Origin of the sequence: Ruegeria sp. (genome assembly GCF_040830605.1) — a bacterium.
Classification (GTDB): domain Bacteria; phylum Pseudomonadota; class Alphaproteobacteria; order Rhodobacterales; family Rhodobacteraceae; genus Ruegeria.
This window is the reverse complement of record NZ_JBFOMD010000004.1, coordinates 423147-443638: the sequence shown is the minus strand read 5'-3', so window position 1 is coordinate 443638 and position 20492 is coordinate 423147. Positions and strand designations below refer to the sequence as shown.

At 62.7% G+C, this 20492-nt stretch carries 19 protein-coding genes; 9 read left to right on the top strand and 10 right to left on the bottom strand.

Annotation, left to right across the window (positions count from 1 at the left end):
- Positions 1–3 precede the first annotated feature (3 nt).
- Complete coding sequence (locus AB3N21_RS08920) at positions 4–537, bottom strand: invasion associated locus B family protein (RefSeq protein ID WP_367934899.1); 534 nt, start codon at positions 535–537, stop codon at positions 4–6.
- Positions 538–710: 173 nt separating this feature from the next.
- Between AB3N21_RS08920 and AB3N21_RS08915 the strand changes: the two genes are divergently transcribed.
- A complete protein-coding gene (locus AB3N21_RS08915; protein ID WP_367934898.1) occupies positions 711–1715 on the top strand; it encodes an asparaginase in 1005 nt (334 codons plus the stop codon).
- Between the two features lie 54 nt (positions 1716–1769).
- Here AB3N21_RS08915 and AB3N21_RS08910 read toward each other — a convergent pair whose 3' ends face one another.
- The 3 genes from AB3N21_RS08910 to AB3N21_RS08900 are packed head-to-tail and all read right to left on the bottom strand — an operon-like array spanning position 1770 to position 2854.
- Positions 1770–2084 (bottom strand): hypothetical protein, encoded by a 315-nt coding sequence (locus AB3N21_RS08910; RefSeq protein WP_367934897.1) that lies wholly within the window; start codon positions 2082–2084, stop codon positions 1770–1772.
- Between the two features lie 24 nt (positions 2085–2108).
- Complete coding sequence (locus tag AB3N21_RS08905; protein WP_367934896.1) at positions 2109–2537, bottom strand: SRPBCC domain-containing protein; 429 nt, start codon at positions 2535–2537, stop codon at positions 2109–2111.
- Positions 2525–2854, bottom strand: a complete 330-nt coding sequence (locus AB3N21_RS08900) for an ArsR/SmtB family transcription factor (RefSeq protein WP_367934895.1) — start codon at positions 2852–2854, stop codon at positions 2525–2527. The genes AB3N21_RS08905 and AB3N21_RS08900 overlap by 13 nt, the downstream gene beginning before the upstream one ends.
- A gap of 451 nt (positions 2855–3305) precedes the next feature.
- On the opposite strand from AB3N21_RS08900, the gene AB3N21_RS08895 reads away from it, so the two are divergent.
- Positions 3306–5633: a caspase family protein gene (locus tag AB3N21_RS08895; protein ID WP_367934894.1), complete on the top strand. Its 2328-nt coding sequence runs from the start codon at positions 3306–3308 to the stop codon at positions 5631–5633.
- A gap of 6 nt (positions 5634–5639) precedes the next feature.
- Here AB3N21_RS08895 and serB read toward each other — a convergent pair whose 3' ends face one another.
- The gene (gene serB, locus AB3N21_RS08890) at positions 5640–6515 is read right to left on the bottom strand and encodes a phosphoserine phosphatase SerB (protein WP_367934893.1); all 876 of its coding nucleotides are present in this window, start codon (positions 6513–6515) and stop codon (positions 5640–5642) included.
- Between the two features lie 362 nt (positions 6516–6877).
- Here serB and AB3N21_RS08885 point away from each other — a divergent pair, with 362 nt between their 5' ends.
- The 3 genes from AB3N21_RS08885 to AB3N21_RS08875 all read left to right on the top strand — a co-directional run bounded on the left by AB3N21_RS08885 (position 6878) and on the right by AB3N21_RS08875 (position 10570).
- A complete protein-coding gene (locus AB3N21_RS08885; RefSeq protein ID WP_367934892.1) occupies positions 6878–8032 on the top strand; it encodes a phosphoserine transaminase in 1155 nt (384 codons plus the stop codon).
- Positions 8033–8129: 97 nt separating this feature from the next.
- Entirely contained in the window at positions 8130–9725 is a 1596-nt protein-coding gene (gene serA / locus AB3N21_RS08880; RefSeq protein ID WP_367934891.1) for a phosphoglycerate dehydrogenase, read from the top strand.
- A gap of 104 nt (positions 9726–9829) precedes the next feature.
- Positions 9830–10570, top strand: coding sequence for a metallophosphoesterase (locus AB3N21_RS08875; protein ID WP_367934890.1), 741 nt, complete (start codon positions 9830–9832; stop codon positions 10568–10570).
- 7 nt (positions 10571–10577) lie between these two features.
- On the opposite strand, the gene AB3N21_RS08870 is transcribed toward AB3N21_RS08875, so the two are convergent.
- Together AB3N21_RS08870 and AB3N21_RS08865 are read right to left on the bottom strand one after the other, a co-directional pair.
- The gene (locus AB3N21_RS08870; RefSeq protein WP_367934889.1) at positions 10578–11282 is read right to left on the bottom strand and encodes a UTRA domain-containing protein; all 705 of its coding nucleotides are present in this window, start codon (positions 11280–11282) and stop codon (positions 10578–10580) included.
- Positions 11283–11304: 22 nt separating this feature from the next.
- On the bottom strand, positions 11305–12666 hold the full coding sequence (locus tag AB3N21_RS08865) for a formimidoylglutamate deiminase (protein WP_367934888.1): 1362 nt from the start codon (positions 12664–12666) through the stop codon (positions 11305–11307).
- 81 nt (positions 12667–12747) lie between these two features.
- On the opposite strand from AB3N21_RS08865, the gene hutI reads away from it, so the two are divergent.
- Genes hutI through hutU form a run of 4 tightly spaced genes read left to right on the top strand, consistent with a single transcriptional unit; the run spans position 12748 to position 17985 of the window.
- Positions 12748–13956, top strand: coding sequence for an imidazolonepropionase (gene hutI, locus AB3N21_RS08860; protein WP_367934887.1), 1209 nt, complete (start codon positions 12748–12750; stop codon positions 13954–13956).
- On the top strand, positions 13953–15488 hold the full coding sequence (hutH, locus tag AB3N21_RS08855) for a histidine ammonia-lyase (protein WP_367934886.1): 1536 nt from the start codon (positions 13953–13955) through the stop codon (positions 15486–15488). The genes hutI and hutH overlap by 4 nt, the downstream gene beginning before the upstream one ends.
- Positions 15488–16306 (top strand): N-formylglutamate deformylase, encoded by an 819-nt coding sequence (gene hutG / locus AB3N21_RS08850; protein ID WP_367934885.1) that lies wholly within the window; start codon positions 15488–15490, stop codon positions 16304–16306. Before hutH ends, hutG begins: the two co-directional genes overlap by 1 nt.
- Complete coding sequence (hutU, locus tag AB3N21_RS08845; RefSeq protein WP_367934884.1) at positions 16303–17985, top strand: urocanate hydratase; 1683 nt, start codon at positions 16303–16305, stop codon at positions 17983–17985. Before hutG ends, hutU begins: the two co-directional genes overlap by 4 nt.
- 821 nt (positions 17986–18806) lie before the next feature.
- On the opposite strand, the gene AB3N21_RS08840 is transcribed toward hutU, so the two are convergent.
- From AB3N21_RS08840 to AB3N21_RS08830, 3 genes are all read right to left on the bottom strand, one after another.
- Complete coding sequence (locus tag AB3N21_RS08840) at positions 18807–19121, bottom strand: DUF3775 domain-containing protein (protein ID WP_171177284.1); 315 nt, start codon at positions 19119–19121, stop codon at positions 18807–18809.
- A gap of 66 nt (positions 19122–19187) precedes the next feature.
- Positions 19188–19919, bottom strand: a complete 732-nt coding sequence (locus AB3N21_RS08835; protein WP_367934883.1) for an SDR family NAD(P)-dependent oxidoreductase — start codon at positions 19917–19919, stop codon at positions 19188–19190.
- Complete coding sequence (locus tag AB3N21_RS08830) at positions 19916–20491, bottom strand: DUF3833 family protein (protein WP_367934882.1); 576 nt, start codon at positions 20489–20491, stop codon at positions 19916–19918. The genes AB3N21_RS08835 and AB3N21_RS08830 overlap by 4 nt, the downstream gene beginning before the upstream one ends.
- Position 20492: the final 1 nt, after the last annotated feature.

Genomic DNA, 20492 nt, shown 5'->3' with positions numbered 1-20492 from the left:
CGGTTAGTTCGTGCAGCGTTTCTCGGCATCCTCGATCGCTGCGGTGAAACCCAGCAGCGAGAATGTGTCCTTGGTCTGCGTGCCCCGCTCGGACCGTGCGGTCAGAACGGCCTCGCTGCCGCGCTTCATGGCGGTCACGATCTTGGCATCGTCTGTCTCGGTCGCAGGCCAGGCCCATTCGCCTTCGGTGAACAGTTCGAACTCCTCACCCTCGACATTCAGGTTCACGGTCGATCCCGGCGCGAACGGATAGCCTCCTGTAAAGGTCACCTGACCGCTCACCTCGGCCTTGGGGCGGAAGAACACGAACAGCAGGATGTCGCTGCGCCGCACCGAAACGACCCGACCACCACGGGTGTTGACGGTTTCCTTGGGGGACGAAACGCTCCAGCATTCGGTCGGATCGTCCTCGACATACACGTGCCAATCGGTCTTGGCGGCCACACGGTTGGTGCTTGTCGCCTGCTGAGCGATTGCAGTTGTGGCCATTCCTGTCATGCACAGGCCCGCAATTGCGCGGACGAGTTTCGATCCCATTTGTCCAGCCTCCTAGCCCGACCTTTACCTCAAGTTTCCCGGGGCGCCTGCGGGTCTTGAAGCCCGTCTGCCTTGCGCATCCCATCGTTTGCCGACATAGACACACTATCGCAGGTTTCGCCATGGGCGAAAGGGCGATTGGCAGAAATTTGCGCAGGGGTGGAGAGGACGTCATGACGCAGCCGGTGGCGATGACCGAAGTGTGGCGGGGACCGTTTCTGGAGAGCATTCACCTGGGTCATGCGGTGATTTGCGACGACACAGGCCAGATCGTGCGCAGCTGGGGCGACCCGAACGCGTTGATCTATCCGCGGTCGTCCTGCAAAATGGTTCAGGCTTTACCGCTGGTTACCTCAGGTGCGGCGGCCAAATATGGGCTGGGCCCGGAACATCTGGCCCTGGCCTGCGCCTCGCATAGCGGTGCCGCGATCCACACTGATCGGGTTTCCGCCTGGCTGCATCATCTGGGCCTGCATGACGACGATTTCCGCTGCGGCCCGCAGGAGCCGTCGGACATGGCCGCGCGCGACGGGCTGATCCTTGCCGATGTCCGCCCCTGCCAGATGCACAACAATTGTTCGGGCAAACATGCCGGTTTTCTGACGCTGGCGCAGCATATGGGCGCGGGCCCGGAATATATCGAAATCGACCACCCCGTGCAGCAGGCCTGTCGCGCCGCGTTCGAAGAAGTAACGGGCGAATCCAGCCCCGGTTACGGTATCGACGGTTGCTCGGCCCCGAACTTCGCGACCTCTTTGCTGGGGCTCGCGCGCTCGATGGCATGGTTTGCTTCTGCCGCTGACCGATCCGACCGCCAAAGCACTGCCGCCGAGCAACTAACGGCGGCGATGATCAAACATCCCGAGCTTGTCGCGGGCGAAGGCCGCGCCTGCACCGAACTGATGCGCGCCATGGATGGCCGCGCGGCGATCAAGACCGGCGCCGAAGCGGTGTTCGTCGCCATCATTCCGGAAAAGCGTGTGGGCGTGGCACTCAAGATCGCCGACGGCGCCACCCGCGCCAGCGAATGCGCCATCGCAGCGATTCTGGTAGGCCTCGGAGTGCTGGATGCCGATCACCCGGCCACACGGAAGTTCATGAATGCGCCAATCCATAGCCGCAGGGGTATCGACTGCGGCAGCATCAGGCCAACACAGGATCTGTTGGCCCCGCTCTGACGCATCGCGGATTCCCTCTCCCCACGGGGAGAGGGTTAGGGTGAGGGGGATGATCTACATCTCCATAACTTCGGCAACCTCGACCGAGCCGTTGCCCGTCACCACCATCGGACACCCTTTGGCCATCTCGGTCGCGGCTCCGATATCGGCGGCCTTGACCACCGAATACCCCGAGATCGGATTGGCGCCGCCATCATCGGCCACACCGTCCGCGCTGACGGTCTTGGACATCCCCACCGGTGCGCCGGGGATCACCACCGCCTCGCCCATATCGGCAAACCAGGCCTGCCATTGTGCCATCACCTTTTCGCCCTCCTCGGGGCTCTCGGGCGCCTTGCCGCCATGATATGCAAAAACGAATTCCGGCATTTCACTACCTCCCTTGCTGAAAACTCACGCCAATGCGGCTTCAAGCTTGCGCAGCGACGAGGTCCAGCCGCCTTCGTGGCTGGCGCTGATCTCGTCATCGCCCAACTCGCGGTGATCCAGCACCAGCCGCGCACCATTGTCCGTGGCCTCGACCGTGAAAGTCACATGGCTCTCATCGCCGCGCTGGTCATTCTCGTCATGCCAGGCCCAGGTGAACCCGACCGATTTGGGCGCATCCACATGGGTGACATGACCCGAGACCTTGAACCGCTGCCCCTCGCCATTCTCCATCACCGAGAACCACGGACCGGTGCGCGAGAAATCCAGGTCGTGCTCGGGCACATGCAGCCCCTCAGGTCCCCACCACTGCAACAGTTTGGGGCCATCGCTGACCCACGCGAAAAGCTGTTCGGGGGCTACGGGAAACTCCCGCTTCAATCTCAGGTCGGCCATGTATTCTCTCTCTCCAAAGTCGCCCCCAACCGGTCGAGGCTCGTCTCCCAGAATTCGCGCTTCGAGATGGTCCATTCGGCAATGGCGCGCAGTCCCTCGGGCCGGATGGAATAAAGCCGCTGCGGCCCCTTTGCGCGTTGTTGTATCAGCCCCGCCTCGCGCAGCACCTTCAGATGACGCGAGATCGCGGCTCCGGACATGCCCCTGCCTTCGATCAGATCTCCGGCTGGCAACTCGCCGTCCGCCATAAGCTGTTCGACAATGGACAGGCGGGTTTCGTCTGACAGGGCAGAGAAGGCCTTGATAAGTGTGTTCATGCCCGACTATTAACATAAATGTTAAATGATGCAAACTCGATTCTTGGGGCGAGCGGGGCAGGTATAAACTGACCGGAAATCTATGATGGACAGACCTAACTTACTCAACGTAAGCTAAATTGTGCATATACGTTGAATAATTTGTCAGGGAGGCCCGTAATGGTCCGAGTTTCTTTACCGATTGTGGTGTGCAGTACGATGGTTCTGGTTGGGTGCACGCCGCTTTGGTTTGAAAATACCCAAACCGTGGAACCACAGCCCGCTCCGCAGCCGGCTCCGGTTGCCACGCCGACTCCTGCCGCTGCAACAACGCCGACGGTGACAACAACGCAAGCGTCGTCCAATACTTCTGACTCCGGTGAAGAACGGGATAGCGATGGCGGTGGCGGCGGTGGTGGCGGCGCCGGTGGCGGTGGCGGCGGAAGCTGGAACTAGACACGGAGGGCCAATCATGTTTCGGCGCAGCCTGAGAGGCGGGATCTATCCGATCTTGGCCGGGATGCTTGCTTTGTCTCTGCCAACCGGACATGTGCTGGCCCAAACCGCCCCCCGCGAAGTATCGCAATCGGCGACTGCCCCCAGGATTGCCATCGTGATCGGCAATCAGGACTATACGAATGTTGGCGACCTTACGAATGCGCGCAAGGACGCCCAGGATATTGCCTCACTGCTGCGCGAGTTCAACTTCAAGGTCTATGACGGATACGATCTTGAAAAACGCGAATTCGAGGAGCTTCTGCGCACGGCCGTGCTCAATATCCCGGATTCAGCGAACGTTCTGTTCTACTACGCCGGGCACGGCATTCAGATCGGCAGGCGAAACTACCTGCTGCCGGTGGATGCCAAGTTCGAAAGCATCTACGACGTTCCCCTGGCCACCATGACACTGGATCGGGTGATCGACACGCTGTCGGCCCGCAGCTCGGCGCATGTGGCCATTCTGGATTCCTGTCGCGACAACCCGTTCAGTGACATCCGGCTGGCCGCGGATCTGGACGCCAACCTGTTCGAGACCCGCACCGGGTTTGACGTGTTCCGCACCCCGCTCAACTCGCTGGTCGCTTATTCCACCTCGCCCGGTGCCGTGGCCAGTGACGGCGCGGCTGGGGAGAACAGCCCTTATACTGCGGCGGTTCTTGAAACCGCGCGCGCCACGCCGTTTGAGAACATTCAGCAGTTGTTCCCGGTCATCAGGGAACGGGTGCATGACTCCACCCAAGGGCAGCAGATCCCATGGGAAAGCTCGACGCTTGTGAAGCCGTTCTACCTGGCGCAGCTACAAACCGAAACAACGCCCGAACCGGTCACCGGCGGCGAGGCCCAATCGCTTGATCTGACCCATCAGTTCGACAAGAACATCCCGCTGTCCCAGACCTTGGAACAGGCGCTGGGTGCCGACATCTCCGAGGTGCATATTGTTGAGCGTCCCGACCGCGGTGTGATTGCGCTGGGGAATGAACAACAGTCCGGTTCGATCTCATACGCGCCGGAAATCTCGGATGTCCGCGCGGTCGAGGTGAACAAGGCCGGGGTTCAGGACAAGTTCGTGGTCGAGGTCGTCACCTCCGGCCAGCAACGCCAGCGGGTCGACGTTTCCCTACAACTGGACCTGAACGCATGTGACCTGGAAGCAGGCGATGCGCTTGATCTGAATGGTGTGGGCATCTTTCGCCTGCCGAACGAGATCAACATTGCAGACGGCTTGAAGGCGTGTGGCGAAGCCGTTGCAGCGCATCCTGACAATGCCCGTTTTCGGTATCAGCTGGGTCGCGTGCAGCAAGCCGCAGGCCAGTTGTCCGAAGCCTATGACAACATCTCGGCTGCGGCTGCGGCGGGGCATATCCGAGCAAAATTCGCTTTGGCCATGCTTCTTGATTCCGAACAGATCGACCGCGCGGTAACCAAGATCCCCCTTGATACGCAAAAAGCGCTTACACTGCTGGAAGAGGGCACTGCCGAACAAGACCCCTATGCCATGCACCGGCTGGGAAAGAAGCTGCTGCGCGAAGGCGAAACTGCCGAGGAGAAGAAGCGGGGCTTTGAACTGCTGGAGCGGGCCGTGGAACTGGGCCATACGTTCTCGATGAACGAATTGGGGCTCTATTTCCTGCGTGAAAACTCCGAGCACTACATTCCCGAGCGCGGCATGCGCTATCTGCGGGCCTCGGAATTGCGCAAAGACATCTACGGCTATGACAATCTAGCCTATGTCGCGCTGAACGGGCTGGGCGGCAATCCGGTCGACTACGAAAAGGCGCACCGGTACTTTCTTGCCGCTGTGGAAGGTGGCCATCCCACGGCCCCCGCCAGCATTGCCCGTATGATCCTGCGCGATCAGTTGCAGGGCCGCACAAGCGCCGAGGCACTCGAATGGTATGACATGTCGCTTGCACGCGGTGACGCATGGGGTGGCGCCAACGGGGCCTACATCATTCTTGACGGCCAGGTGCGCGGCAAAGGTCCGGCAGACGCGGCTTTGCGGGCGGCCAAAGCGACGCTGCTGGCAGATGAAGAAGCCGCAGGCCAGGCGCGTGAGCAGCTCGACGGCCTGCCGAACTCGGCGCTGGATCGCGCGTTGCAGATGGCGCTCAACGAGCTGGGTGAGAGTGTCGCGGTGGACGGACAGGTTGGTCCCGCGACCACCAGGGCGCTGGAAAACGTCACCGCCGCGCATGGGGTTCCCGTGCCCTTCGCTGCGCTGAATGATCCAAAGGAACGGCTCATCCTCGCCGCCCGAGTTTATTACGCGATAAACCCTGTGCGTTTCGATCTGTTCTGACGTTTTCTAACCGATGAAATCCTCTCGGGCGTAACCTTGCAGATACAGCAGGGCCGTCAGATTCCCGTGATTGATGCGCACGTCGCATTGCTCGGCCACCGAGGGCTTGGCGTGCAACGCAACCCCGGTTCCGGCCAATCCCAGCATGCCCAGATCGTTCGCCCCATCACCCACAGCGATCGCATCGGCCGGAGAAATCCCAAGCCGAGCAGTGATCTGCCCGAGCGCCTCAACTTTCGCCTCGCGCCCCAAGATCGGGCGCCCGACATCGCCGGTCAGCCTGCCATCCTCAGCCAACAGCGTGTTGGCCCGGTTCTCATCGAACCCCAGCACCTCGGCCACCTTGGCCGTAAAAGCGGTAAACCCGCCGGAGACCAGGGCGGCATAGCCGCCGCCCGCGCGCATCGTCGCCACCAGTTCCTGCCCGCCGGGCATGAGGGTGATCCGCTCGGCCAGAACCTTGGCAATCACCGCCTCATCGAGCCCTTTCAGCAGTCCGACCCGCTCGATCAGTGCGCCTTCGAAATCCAGCTCGCCATTCATCGCCCGCGCGGTGATGTCCTTCACATGAGCACCCACCCCGGCCTCATCCGCCAACTCGTCGATGCATTCCTGCTCGATCATGGTACTGTCCATATCCGCCAGCAGCATCCGCTTGCGCCGTCCCTCGGTCCGCTGCACCACCAGATCGACACCCAGCTTCTGCAAGTCGGCCCAAACCTCCCAAAGATTCCCCGGCATCACGTCCAAAGCAAACTCCGCCGCCTCGTCCGAGCTCAGCCAGACCGCCTCGCCCCCACCCCAGGCATTACGCAGCGACTCGACCAGCGCAGGGTCCAGCGATGGCGCGGCTGGGTTGGTCAGCAGGGTGGCGACATACATGGGCATCTCCTGTTTCGTTGCCTGCACATACCGCAGGCGCAGAAAATCCGCCAGCTACCGAATCCGAAAGTCCCCCGCACTCAGCGCTGGCGCCCGACCCGACGACCACGTCAACGCTAACCGACTGCAATATTTCATCTTTTCAAAAATACTCATGGCCGACCGGTGCCACATCCAACCGTTCCACGGGCTCCAACCAACCCGGAACGCAAGTTTCCGATCATAGTCACCGGCGTCGGATTTGATCGTCAAAGCGCCGAAATCAGGCCATTTCGCGCTTGCGTGCCGCGCCGCAGCGGCATAGCTCTGTCGGTGGGACACCCCTCCCCAACGAGGGGCGCATATCTGTAAGGGTAACACCGATGACTATCGAACAACCGGCGACGCGGCCGGCTAATCCGCGTTTTTCCTCTGGCCCCTGCGCCAAACCCCCCATATTCGATCTGACCAAACTCGCCGGCGCTGCGCTGGGCCGTTCGCACCGTGCCGCCGTCGGCAAGGACAAGCTGAAGGCCGCCATCGAAGGCACCCGCGAGGTTTTGGGCATTCCCGCTGATTACCGCATCGGTATCGTCCCCGCGTCGGACACCGGTGCCGTCGAGATGGCGCTCTGGTCGTTACTGGGCGCGCGCAAGGTCGAGATGCTGGCCTGGGAGAGCTTTGGCGCGGGCTGGGTCACCGACGTAGTGAAACAGCTCAAGATCGAAGCCGAAGTAAAGACCGCCGAATACGGGCAGATCGTGGATCTGGCCTCTGTCGATTTCGCCAATGATGTCGTGTTCACCTGGAACGGCACCACCTCGGGCATCCGCGTGCCGAATGGTGACTGGATCGCCGATGACCGCGAGGGGCTGACGATCTGCGACGCCACCTCTGCCGCCTTTGCCATAGACCTGCCCTGGGACAAGCTGGATGTAACCACCTTCAGCTGGCAGAAGGTTCTGGGCGGTGAAGCGGCGCACGGCATGCTGATCCTGTCGCCCCGCGCGGTGGAGCGGTTGGAGAGTTACACCCCCGCCTGGCCCCTGCCCAAGATCTTCCGGCTGACCAAAGGCAGCAAGCTGATCGAGGGCATCTTTACCGGTGCCACCATCAACACGCCGTCGATGCTGGCGGTCGAGGATTACCTGTTCGCGCTCGACTGGGCCCGCTCGGTCGGCGGCTTGCAGGGCCTGATTGGCCGTGCCGATGCCAATGCGGGCGCCATCCACGCCTTTTGCGATGCGCATGACTGGATTGCCAATCTGGCTGAGGACGCGGCAACGCGCTCGAACACCTCCGTCTGCCTGAAATTCACCGACGACCGCATCCGCGACGGCGCAGCCTTTGCCAAGGCGGTGGCCAAGCGGCTGGAGGCCGAAAACATCGCTCTGGATATCGGCGCCTATCGCGATGCGCCTGCGGGCCTGCGAGTCTGGTGCGGAGGTACGGTCGAGACCTCGGATATCGAGGCGATGCTGCCCTGGCTCGAATGGGCCTTTGAGGCCGAGATCGAGGCGCAAGCACAAGCTGCCTGAATTCCCGTGTGCCGGGCTGAAGCCCGGCCTACGCGAGACACAAACGTAAGGCGGGCTTCAGCCCGCCATCCCCAGACCCATTCAAAGGACCAAATCAATGGCCCCCAAAGTGCTCATTTCCGACAAGCTGTCGGACGCTGCCGTCCAGATCTTCCGCGACCGTGGCATCGATGTGGATTTCTTGCCCGATGTGGGCAAGGACAAGGAAAAGCTGGCCGAGATTATCGGCCAGTATGACGGCCTTGCCATCCGCTCGGCCACCAAGGTGACCGAAAAGATCCTGGAAAAGGCCGACAATCTCAAGGTCGTCGGCCGTGCCGGGATCGGCACCGATAATGTCGATAAGGACGCAGCATCGAAAAAGGGGGTGATCGTGATGAACACGCCCTTCGGCAACATGATCACCACCGCCGAGCACGCGATTGCGATGATGTTCGCCGTGGCGCGGCAGATCCCCGAGGCCAGCGCCTCGACCCATGCGGGCAAATGGGAAAAGTCCAAGTTCATGGGCACCGAGCTGACCAACAAGACCCTGGGCGTCATCGGCGCGGGCAATATTGGCGGCATCGTCTGTGACCGGGCCCACGCGCTGAAGATGAAGGTCCTCGCCTACGATCCCTACTTGGGCGCCGAAAAGGCCGACCAGATGGGTGTCGACAAGGTCGAGCTGGACGAGCTGCTTGAGCGTGCCGATTTCATCACCCTGCACGTGCCGCTGACCGACCAGACCCGCAATATCCTGAGCCGTGAAAACCTCGCCAAGACCAAGAAGGGCGTACGCATCGTCAACTGCGCCCGGGGCGGTCTGGTGGACGAAGATGTGCTGTCCGAAATGCTGCAGAGTGGTCACGTGGCAGGTGCCGCCTTTGACGTGTTCAGCGAGGAACCGGCCAAGGACAACCCGCTCTTCAACCTGCCCAATGTGGTCTGCACCCCGCATCTGGGCGCGGCAACCACCGAGGCGCAGGAAAACGTCGCCCTGCAGGTGGCCGAGCAGATGTCGAACTATCTGCTGACCGGAGCAGTGGAAAACGCACTGAACATGCCCAGCGTCACCGCCGAAGAGGCCAAGATCATGGGGCCGTGGATCAAGCTGGCCGGTCATCTGGGCTCTTTCGTGGGTCAGATGACGGATGAGCCGATCAAGGCGATCAATATTCTCTATGACGGTGTGGCTGCCGAGATGAACCTCGCCGCGCTGAACTGCGCGGTAATCGCAGGCATCATGAAAAAGTCGAATCCGGAAGTGAACATGGTCTCGGCCCCCGTGGTGGCCAAGGAGCGTGGCATCCAGATCTCGACCACCAATCAGGACAAATCCGGCGCGTTCGAGGGCTATATCAAGGTGACCGTGGTGACTGAAAAGCGTGAGCGGTCCATCGGCGGCACCGTGTTCAGCGATGGCAAGCCGCGTTTCATCCAGATCAAGGGCATCAATATCGACGCCGAGATCGGCTCGCACATGCTCTACACCACTAACGAGGATGTGCCGGGGATCATCGGCACGCTGGGCCAGACCATGGGGATGCACGGCGTCAACATCGCCAACTTTACACTCGGCCGGGCACATGCCGGAGGTGAAGCCATCGCGCTGCTTTACGTGGACGAGCCGGTTCCGGCCGAGGCGCGCGCCAAGCTGGCGGAAACCGGGCTCTTTACCCAGATCAAGCCGCTGGAATTCGACGTGGCCTGACACGCTTGCAAATCTGACACCCGCGCAAGTCTTTGTGCGGGTGTCGCCTTTTCAAGACCGCAGATTTCCGACAGAACGGACGCGACCAATCCTGAGGCCCGTTCATGACCACCCCCATCTACGCCATCGGCGACATTCATGGCCAGCTAGGCATGCTTCAGGACGCATTGGCCCGTGTCGAGGCGGATGGCGGCCCGGATGCGCGCATCGTGTTTCTGGGGGATTACACCGATCGCGGGCCGGACAGCCGGGGAGTGATCGACGTGTTGATCGAGGGCCTGAACGCAGGGCGCAACTGGATCACGCTCAAGGGCAATCACGACCGGATGTTTGCGATGTTCATGCATGAGCATCCCACCAATGACGACCGCCTGCTGGTTGGCTATCACTGGCTGCACGAGCGGATCGGTGGGATCGAGACGCTGGCCTCATATGGCGTGCCTGTGGTCGACGGAGACCGTATCTACGAGATTCACGAACGGGCGCGCGCGGCGGTGCCTGTGGCGCATCTCGACTTTCTGAACGCACTGCCAGTCTCGCATCAGGAAGGCGAGCTGCTGTTTGTGCATGCGGGCATCCGCCCCGGCGTGCCACTGGAGGAGCAGACCGAGCACGATCTGATTTGGATACGCCACGAATTCCTGCAAGATCCCCGCCCGCATCCGTGGCTGGTGGTGCATGGCCACACCCCGGCCAAACAGGCCGAGCATTGCGGCAACCGCATCAATCTGGACGCAGGCGCAGGCTATGGCCGCCCGCTGGTGTCTGCCGTGTTCGAAGGGCGCCGGTGCTGGCGGCTGACTGACCACGGCAGGGTGCCGTTGGAGCCGTCGCCGGAGCAGTAAGCCCCGTTCAGATCTGGGTGGTCATCCGGTATCCGGCGCCAAAGAACAGCTTGGCGAAAGTGACCGGACGGCCCTGCAGCCAGGTGATCCGCTCGGCGGTGAAGACCGGCTCGCCCTCGGGGACGTCCAGAAATCCGGCAAGCTGCGTGTCGGCGCGGCTGGCGAGGAAAGTCAACTCGACATTGGTAAAGGGCACGGTCTGCACCAGCCAGTCATTCGGCCCGATGACGGTGAAATCGGCGCTGGCGACCTCGGGCACGCTGTCGATCACGATCCAGCGGTCTTCGTATTGAAACGGGGTGTTGTTGGAATAATGCATGCAGCGCACGTACATCGCCTCTTGCGCGGGCTGCAGGGTCAGGCGGGCGCTCAACCACTCCGGCGCGGGCAGGTTTTCGGCACTAATAAGGGCATATCTGTACTCGGCGCCAGTCGCCTCGACTTCATCGCGGACCAGCGGGATGGTGAACCGCGCCTGCCGCAGTGGCGCGCTGAGCACGCGGGTACCGGCCTTGCGGCGGCGTTCCAGATATCCCTCGTCGGCCAGTTCCCGCATCGCGCGGTTGACAGTGGTGCGGGTACAGGAAAACTCCTCGGCAAGATCCTGTTCGCTAGGAACCAGAGTGTCGGGCTGCCAGATGCCTGAGCGGATGCGCTCCATCACGATCCGCTTGATGTCGCGGTAGCTGGTGGTGTCGGAAGGGTGGGTCATCCGTGCGGGTCCGTTCCTGAGGTCAGCCATCGGCCAGCAGATCGGCCATCGCCTTGCGGTAGTCGGCGATGATGCCGTCGCGGGCCACGTGGCGCCCGCCCTGCACCATATGTCGCCCCGCCGACCACAGATCGGTGACCACCGTATCCGGTGCGGCAAAACACAACCCATCGAGCAGTTGATGATCCTCCAGCGCGCATAGCGAGGGATGATTGCGATCAATGGCGACCAGATCGGCCAGTTGGCCCACCGCGATCTCGCCCGCATCCCGTCCCTGCGCCTGCGCCCCGCCCCGGGCCGCGCCGGTATAGAGCGTGTGTCCGACCGAGCCCTCACCCGGCACCAGAACGGTGCGGGCCATGTCGCGTAGGCGTTGGGAATACTCCAGCGTCCGCAGTTCCTCGGTCAGTGAAATCCGCACATTAGAGTCCGATCCAACACCAAAAGCGCCAACATGATCCAGATAAACCGACCCGTTGAAGACACCGTCGCCCAGATTGGCTTCTGTGATCGGGCAAAGACCAGCCACGGCGCCTGAGCGGGCCAAGGCGGAGGTTTCCGCATCGGTCATGTGGGTCGCATGGATCAGGCACCAGCGATTGTCCACCGGCGCATTGTCCAACAGCCACGCCACAGGGCGCTGGCCCAGCTTGGCCTCGACATCCGCCACTTCCTTGAGCTGTTCGGAGATGTGGATATGCACCGGCCCTTCTGGCACCTCCGCCAGCACCACCCTTAGTTCGGCGGGTGAGGTGGCACGCAGCGAGTGCGGTGCGATCCCGACGCCGGTATCATCGGGCATTTGAGCCAGCACGGCACGGCAGTCATCTACCAACTGCAGGAAGCGGTCCACGTCGTTGCCGAAACGCAGTTGCCCACCCGCCAGTGGTTCCTGCGCGACGCCGCCATAGGTGTAGAGTACCGGCAGGTGGGTCAGGCCGATGCCGGTGCGCCCTGCGGCGGCAAAGATACGCTGGCTCAGCTCCGACAGGCGGTCATATGGCGCGCCGCCGGGTTGGTGATGGACATAGTGGAACTCGCCGACCGAGGCATATCCGGCCTCCTGCATCTCCATATAGACCAGCGCCGCGATGGCCTCGACATGCTCGGGCGTCAGCCGGTCGAGAAAGCGGTACATCAGTGTCCGCCAGGTCCAGAAGCTTTCCTTTCCCGCCGCGCGCACCTCGGTCATTCCGGCCATGGCGCGCTGAAAGGCGTGGCTGTGCAGATTGCCCAGCGCGGGCAGTAGGGTGTCCACCCGCAGGTCGGCAGCCTGCGGTTCAGCCCCGGGTATCAGCGCGGTGACTCGGCCGTCGGTCACGCTCAGCCTGACGTTTTGCGTCCATTCAGAGCCTAACAAGGCGGTTTTTGCGTGGATATCCATGGCCATTTCATTTTGTGTAGACTTTATATTTATACCCGTATACGAAAAAATCCGACAAGAGGTGAACTGAAAAGAATCGCCATGACAGGGAAAATTGTGTTCTGCGGCGCTCAGGTCGCAACTTTGGACGGCACCGGCGCGCCGTATGGGATGATCGCGGACGGGGCGGTTGCGGTCGATGCCGGGCGGATTGACTGGGTGGGGCCGATGAACGCCTTGCCCGCAGGCTATGTCGATTGGCCGCGCGAGGATCTTGGGGGGCGCCTGATCACTCCGGGCCTGATCGATGCCCACACCCATGTCGTGTTCGGCGGCAACCGGGCGGTCGAGTTCGAGATGCGGCTGAACGGCGCCTCGTATGAAGAGATCGCGCGGGCAGGCGGCGGTATTCTGTCGACCGTCAACGGCACCCGCGCGGCGTCCGAGGATGAGCTGCTGGCGGGCGCCCTACCCAGGGTCGATGCGCTGCTGGCCGAGGGCGTGAGTTGCATCGAGGTCAAATCGGGCTACGGGCTGGATCAGGACACTGAGCTGCGGATGCTGCGCGCCGCCCGGAGGATTGCCGAGGCGCGGCCCGTGCGGGTCAAAACCAGCTTTCTGGGCGCCCACGCGGTGCCGCCGGAATTCAAGGACCGGGCCGACGCCTATATCGACGAGGTTTGCATCCCCGCCCTGCGCGCGGGGCACGCCGAAGGGCTGGTCGATGCGGTGGACGGGTTCTGCGAGGGGATTGCCTTTGATCCGACCCAGATCGCGCGCGTTTTCGACGTGGCGCAGGAGTTGGGCCTGCCGGTCAAGCTGCATGCCGAGCAGCTCTCGAACCTTGGCGGTGCAAAGCTGGCGGCGTCTTACGGCGCGCTTTCTGCCGATCATATCGAGTATCTGGATGAGGATGGCGTGCGGGCCATGGCCGATGCGGGCACTGTCGCGGTGATCCTGCCTGGCGCGTTCTACACCCTGCGTGAAACACAGGTGCCGCCCATCGACCTGCTGCGCCAACATAAAGTCCCGATGGCGCTGGCCACCGACTGCAACCCGGGCTCGTCGCCGCTGACCTCGCTTTTGCTGACCATGAACATGGCCTGCACCCTGTTCCGCATGACGCCGGAGGAGGCACTAGCCGGGGTCACCTGTGAGGCCGCCCGCGCCCTGGGCTTGACCGACACCGGCACCATCGCCCCCGGACAGCGCGCGGATCTGGCCATCTGGGATGTCGAACACCCCGCCGAATTGTCCTATCGCATCGGCTTCAACCCTCTGCACAAACGCATCTTTGGAGGCACCGAATGAGCGTTCTCAAGCTCACTCCGGGCAATGTCACCCTGCCGGAGCTGGCCGAGATCTACTGGTCCGAAACCCCGATCATTCTGGACGACAGTTGTAAACCAAATGTTCAAGCCGCCGCCGAGCGGATCGCCGAGGCTGCTGCAGGCGACGCGGCGGTTTATGGCGTCAACACCGGCTTCGGCAAGCTCGCCAGCCTCAAGATCGCGCCCGATGACACTTCCACCCTGCAACGCAACCTGATCCTCAGCCATTGCTGTGGTGTGGGTGAGGCCGTGCCGCGGCGGCTGGCGCGCCTGATGATGTCTCTGAAACTGTTGTCCTTTGGCCGCGGCGCATCCGGCGTCCGGTGGGAGCTGATCGAGTTGTTACAGGACATGCTGGCGCGCGAAGTGACTCCGGTGATCCCGGCGCAGGGCTCGGTCGGGGCCTCGGGCGATCTGGCACCGCTGGCACACATGACCGCCGTGGTGATCGGAGAAGGCGAGGCGGAATACCAGGGCAAGGTGCTGCCGGGGGCCGAGGCGCTGGCGCGAGCCGGTCTGACCCCCATCCCGCTTGGCCCAAAAGAGGGGCTGGCCTTCATTAACGGCACCCAGTTCTCGACCGCCTTTGCGCTGGCCGGGCTGTTCGAAGCGTGGCGCGCGGCGCAGAACGCGCTGGTGATCTCGTCAACCTCGACTGACGCCATCATGGGCTCGACCGCGCCGCTACAGCCGGAAATCCACGCCCTGCGCGGTCATCGCGGCCAGATCGAGGCCGCCAGCGCCATGCGTGCGGCGCTTGAGGGGTCGGTCATCCGCGAAAGCCACCGTGAGGGCGACACGCGGGTGCAGGACCCCTATTGCATCCGCTGCCAGCCGCAGGTCACCGGTGCGGCCTTGGACATCCTGCGTCAGGCCGCCGCCACGCTGACGGTCGAGGCCAATGCCGCGACCGACAACCCGCTGGTACTGAGCGACCCGCAGGCCATCGTCTCGGGCGGGAATTTCCACGCCGAACCAGTGGGTTTTGCCGCCGACATGATCGCGCTGGCGGTGTCCGAGATCGGCGCCATCGCCCAGCGCCGTATCGCGCTGATGGTGGACCCGACGCTGAGCTTCGATTTGCCGCCGTTTCTGACCCCCGATCCCGGACTGAACTCGGGCCTGATGATCGCCGAGGTGACCACCGCCGCGCTGATGAGCGAGAACAAGCATCTGGCCAATCCATGTGTCACCGACAGCACTCCGACCTCGGCCAATCAGGAGGATCACGTCTCAATGGCCGCCCATGGCGCGCGGCGGCTGACCCGGATGGTTGAGAACCTGAACTACATCCTCGGGATCGAGCTGATGTGCGCCGCGCAGGGCGTCGAATTCCGCGCACCGTTGACCACCAGCGCGCCGCTGCAACAGGTCATCGCGCGCCTGCGTGCCGAAATCCCATCACTCGCCGAGGACCGCTATCTGGCCCCAGAGCTAGAAACAGCCAAGCATCTTGTGGCCGAAGGCGCCATCCTGCGCGCGGTCGGCATCCCGATGCCGGAGCTGGCGTGATGCAGGTCTTTGGCGTATCGCGCGGCGATGGCCCGATCGTGCTGGGCCAGCCCCATGGCGGCACACAAGTGCCGGACGGTATCGCCGCGCGGCTGAACGAGAACGGGCACGGGTTGGCGGACACGGATTGGCACATAAACAGGCTCTACCAAGGTCTTTTGGACGATGCGACGGTGGTGCAATCGCACATCCACCGCTACGTGATCGACGCCAACCGCGATCCTTCCGGCGTGTCGCTCTATCCCGGACAGAACACGACGACGTTGGTGCCGCTGACCGATTTCGACGGGACATCGATCTGGGCCGAGGGGCAGGAGCCCCCGGAAGATGAAATCGAGGATCGGCGCGTCAAATATCACGCGCCCTATCACGCAGCGCTGGAACAGGAGCTGGATCGGGTGCGTGCAAAGCATGGCGTGGCAATCCTGTTCGACTGCCACTCGATCCGCTCGCTGATCCCGTTTCTGTTCGAGGGTGAGCTGCCGATCTTCAACACCGGCACCAATATCGGTGCCACCTGCCATCCGGCCATCGAGCAGGCGGTGCATGGCGTGGCGGCAGGGGCGGCGGGCTTCACCTCGGTGCTGAATGGCCGCTTTAAAGGCGGCTGGACCACCCGCCATTATGGCCGCCCGACCGAGGGACGCCATGCGATCCAGATGGAGATCGCCCAGCGCGCCTATATGGACGAAACCCCGCCCTGGAACTGGCGCGAGGATCGTGCCGCAACTCTCCGCCCGCATCTGAAGGCGATGCTAGACCGCCTCCGCGACCTCGCCCTATCGGGCGCATTGACCGAAAAAGGAGCCCTCCAATGAGCGATCCGCGCAAGAACACCCGCGACATCTATCCGCCCACCGGCCCCGAACTGAACGCCAAAAGCTGGGTGACCGAGGCACCGCTCAGGATGATGATGAACAACCTGCACCCGGACGTGGCCGAAAACCCGCATGAGCTGGTGGTTTATGGCGGCATCGGGCGCGCGGCGCGGACGTGGAACGATTTCGACATCATCGTCGCCAGCCTGAAGGACCTCGAAGAGGATGAGACCCTGATCGTGCAGTCCGGCAAGCCGGTGGCGATCATCCGCACCCACAAGGACACGCCACGGGTGCTGATCGCGAACTCGAACATCGTGCCGCACTGGGCCAATTGGGACCATTTCAACGAGCTCGATAAGAAGGGCCTGATGATGTACGGCCAGATGACGGCTGGCTCGTGGATCTATATCGGCACGCAGGGCATCGTTCAGGGCACCTATGAGACCTTTGCCGAGGCCGGGCGTCAGCATTATGACGGCGACCTGACCGGCAAGTGGATTCTGACCGGGGGTCTGGGCGGTATGGGTGGCGCGCAGCCGCTGGCGGCTGTGTTCGCGGGCGCATGCTGTCTGGCGGTCGAGTGCAACCCCGACAGTATCGACTTCCGCTTGCGCACCAAATACCTAGACGAAAAGGCCGAGTCTCTGGATGAGGCGCTCGAGATGATCGACCGCTGGACCAAGGCGGGTGAGGCGAAATCCGTGGGTCTGCTGGGCAATGCCGCCGAGATCTTCCCCGAGATCTATCGCCGCATGAAAGAGGGCGGGATGCGCCCCGATATCGTCACCGACCAGACCAGCGCCCATGACCCGTTGAACGGCTATCTACCGCTGGGCTGGACCATGGGTGAGTGGCGGGAGAAGCGGGAAACAGACCCTAAAGCGGTGGAAAAGGCCGCTTGCGCCTCGATGAAGCAACATGTGGCGGCGATGGTCGATTTCTGGAACGCGGGCGTTCCGACACTGGACTACGGCAACAACATCCGGCAGGTGGCGCTGGACGAGGGGTTGGAGAACGCCTTTGCCTTCCCCGGTTTCGTCCCCGCCTATATCCGCCCCCTCTTTTGCCGCGGCATCGGCCCGTTTCGCTGGTGCGCACTGTCGGGCGACCCCGAGGATATCTACAAGACCGACGCCAAGATGAAGGAGCTGTTTCCCGAGAACGAGCACCTGCACCGCTGGCTCGACATGGCGCGCGAGCGGATCGCGTTTCAGGGCCTGCCCGCGCGGATCTGCTGGATCGGGCTGGGCGACCGGCATCGTGCCGGGCTGGCGTTCAACGAGATGGTGGCCAATGGCGAGTTGAAGGCGCCGGTCGTAATTGGGCGCGACCATCTGGATTCAGGCTCGGTCGCTAGCCCGAACCGCGAGACCGAGGCGATGCTGGACGGCTCGGACGCTGTGTCGGACTGGCCGCTGCTGAATGCGCTGATCAACACCGCCAGCGGAGCCACATGGGTCTCACTGCACCATGGCGGCGGTGTCGGCATGGGGTTCAGCCAGCACGCAGGCGTGGTGATCTGCGCCGACGGCACTGAGGACGCCGCCCGCCGGCTGGAACGCGTCCTGTGGAACGACCCGGCCTCGGGCGTCTGGCGCCACGCCGATGCAGGATATGACATCGCCAAGGACTGCGCCCGCGCGCATGGGCTGCGGCTGCCGGGGATTTTGGGATGAGCAACAGTTGGGTTCCTACGATTTCCCTGCATGCGAGCAGTCGCAGGCTCCTTGACCTGGCAGGCGCTTAACCCTGCACGATGTAATGAGTTTTGCCCAACCAAAGCCGACCGTACCATATGAGTGCACAGCGTAGATCACGAACAGAAGCACGCACCTAGGGTCATATCGAACTTCGGGCGATGAACGTGGCACGGCAATGGCACGGCTGTTGTCGATCCCGGTGTCTCTGGCGGTCGATGTGGTGCTGAACCGGGCTGTCTCGGTAGGCATGAATGCAGGCCCTAGCGATCCAAAGCTTGTCGAAAGCTGAATGGGTGAGAACCATCAGCTGGCGCGGCATCTGCAGGTGGTGGGTCACAGCCCCACATGATTGCACTCCGATCACGTCCGATCGTCTTCTCCGGGCTGCGGGCACGGGAATGCGACACCGGCACGGTATCCGGGTCGGCGCCTCTCGCTTCCGCATTTGTGGGTCGGTTCCATTGAAGCCGCCCTCAAAAACCTCGACGCTTCAGCTCTTTCTTACCGAAGACGCAGGTTATCGCTGCGCCCGCGTCCTTGCGCAGTTCTTTTCCGTTACAATGACATCCGGCGACCCGTCGGAACATTGCCAGCGGTTGGACACATGACAAATTTTTATTGAGGAACTGCCCCTGCCCGTTCGTGCCAAGGCCGAGGCACGCGAATTCACGCCCTGGCCAGCATTACACTTGTTTCTAGACACCGCATTAACGGCGCGCATCCCCTTTTCTGTTTGAATAAGTGTCTTGGGACGCACGAGCATCTGGCTCCTCGCTTCAGGCCCACCAGACCGGAACCTACATCAAATCGTTCTCGACATCCTCGGCGGAGATTCCCAGCGCATCCAGACCGTTCTCAAGATGATCCGACAGGTGCGGCGTACCGATCAGATAATCGGCGCAAGGGGTTGAGGCCTCGGCGCGGGCGGTGGCGATGGCCTCGGCCAGATCCTCGGCAAAGAAACTCTCGCGGCCGATCCACATCACCGCGACCAGCTCGGCCTGCTCATCCTCGCTCATGCGGTCGATGAAGGCGCGCAGTTCGCCCTCTGCCCGGTCCAGTTCGCGCCCCATCAGCGCCACCTGAGCCACTTTCCGTGCCGAAATCTCCATCTGATCGTACTCCTGTTCGCTTGTCACACCTCCATCAAGCAGGCGGGCGCGGGCGCGTCTTTGATCTTACGCAAACAGGCGGTAGTAGATCCAGTCCGGCAAAAACTGCCCGAACCGGAACAGCAGGGAAAACCCGGTCGGGAAATTCCGTTTGAACCAGTTGCCGTTCATATGGGCGAACATGAGGCGGGCCGCGGCCTCGGGTTCGAGGATGAAGGGCATCTCGAAATCGTTCTTGTCGGTCAGGCGGGTGCGGATGAAGCCCGGGTTGACCAGTTGCACCTGAACCCCGGTGCGGCGCAGGTCGGCATGCATGCACTCCGCTAGTGCCATGGTTCCGGCCTTGGATGCGGCATAGCCGATAGCACCCGGAAGGCCGCGAAAGCCGGAGAGCGAACCGGTGATCACCACGTGCCCGGCATCGCGATCCACCATCTGCGGCACGCAGACGCCCAGAATGCGCACCAGCCCGGTAAAGTTGATATCGGCCATGCTGTCGGCACGTTCGGCATGCCAGTCCTGTGCTTTCATCGGCCAGTAGACACCGGCCAGCCAGACCACCCCGTCAATCTCACCCGCCTTCTCCGCCGCTGCCGAGACGCTGTCTGCATCTGCGACATCGAGCGGCAGCACCTCGCAGGGCCCAGGCAAGCTGTCGGCCAGCGCCTGCAGCCGTTCGGGCGTGCGCGCTGACAGGATCAGGTGGGCGCCAGCGCGGCTCATCTCACCAGCAAGCGCGGCGCCCAGACCTTCGCTGGCGCCTACCAGCCAGTAACGTTTACCGCGCCAATTCTTCATTCCGGCTCGCGGTCCAGATTGGCAGGCCGCATGACGGCAACCAGCTCGGCGACCTTGATCCCGAGTTTGCGGAACTGCGAGCGGTTGACGATTTCTCCGCCGGGTGTGAGGTACATCCAGTCTACCACGTCCAGAACATGGCTGCCCGCCGTTTCGGGAAGCCGCAGCCGGTATTTCAGCTGCACCGCCGATCCGAGTTGAACACCTGTGCCGTGGCCGATCACGTCCGGAGCGGTGGCCTTGATGCGCCCGTCATTGCCCAGCCGCAAGTGCCACTCCCGGTTCTGGATGGTGCCGGTGTCATAGACAAAGCGCTCGGTCATCACGCCGGTGTTTCCCTGCCAGTCCGCGCGGAAATCACCCTTGAAACTGGACGTGACCCGCCCGGTCGGTCCGTATATCACGCCGGAACACAGGATATCGCCATTCAGATGGGTGCGCAGATCGAACTGGGGCTCACCGGTAGCATAGTGAATCGGGCGCTGCGCCAGGAATCCGGTGAACCGCCGCAGGGCAAAGCCCGCCAGCAGGACCAAAAAGCCGCCCAGAAGAGCGAAGTGATAGGGCTCCATG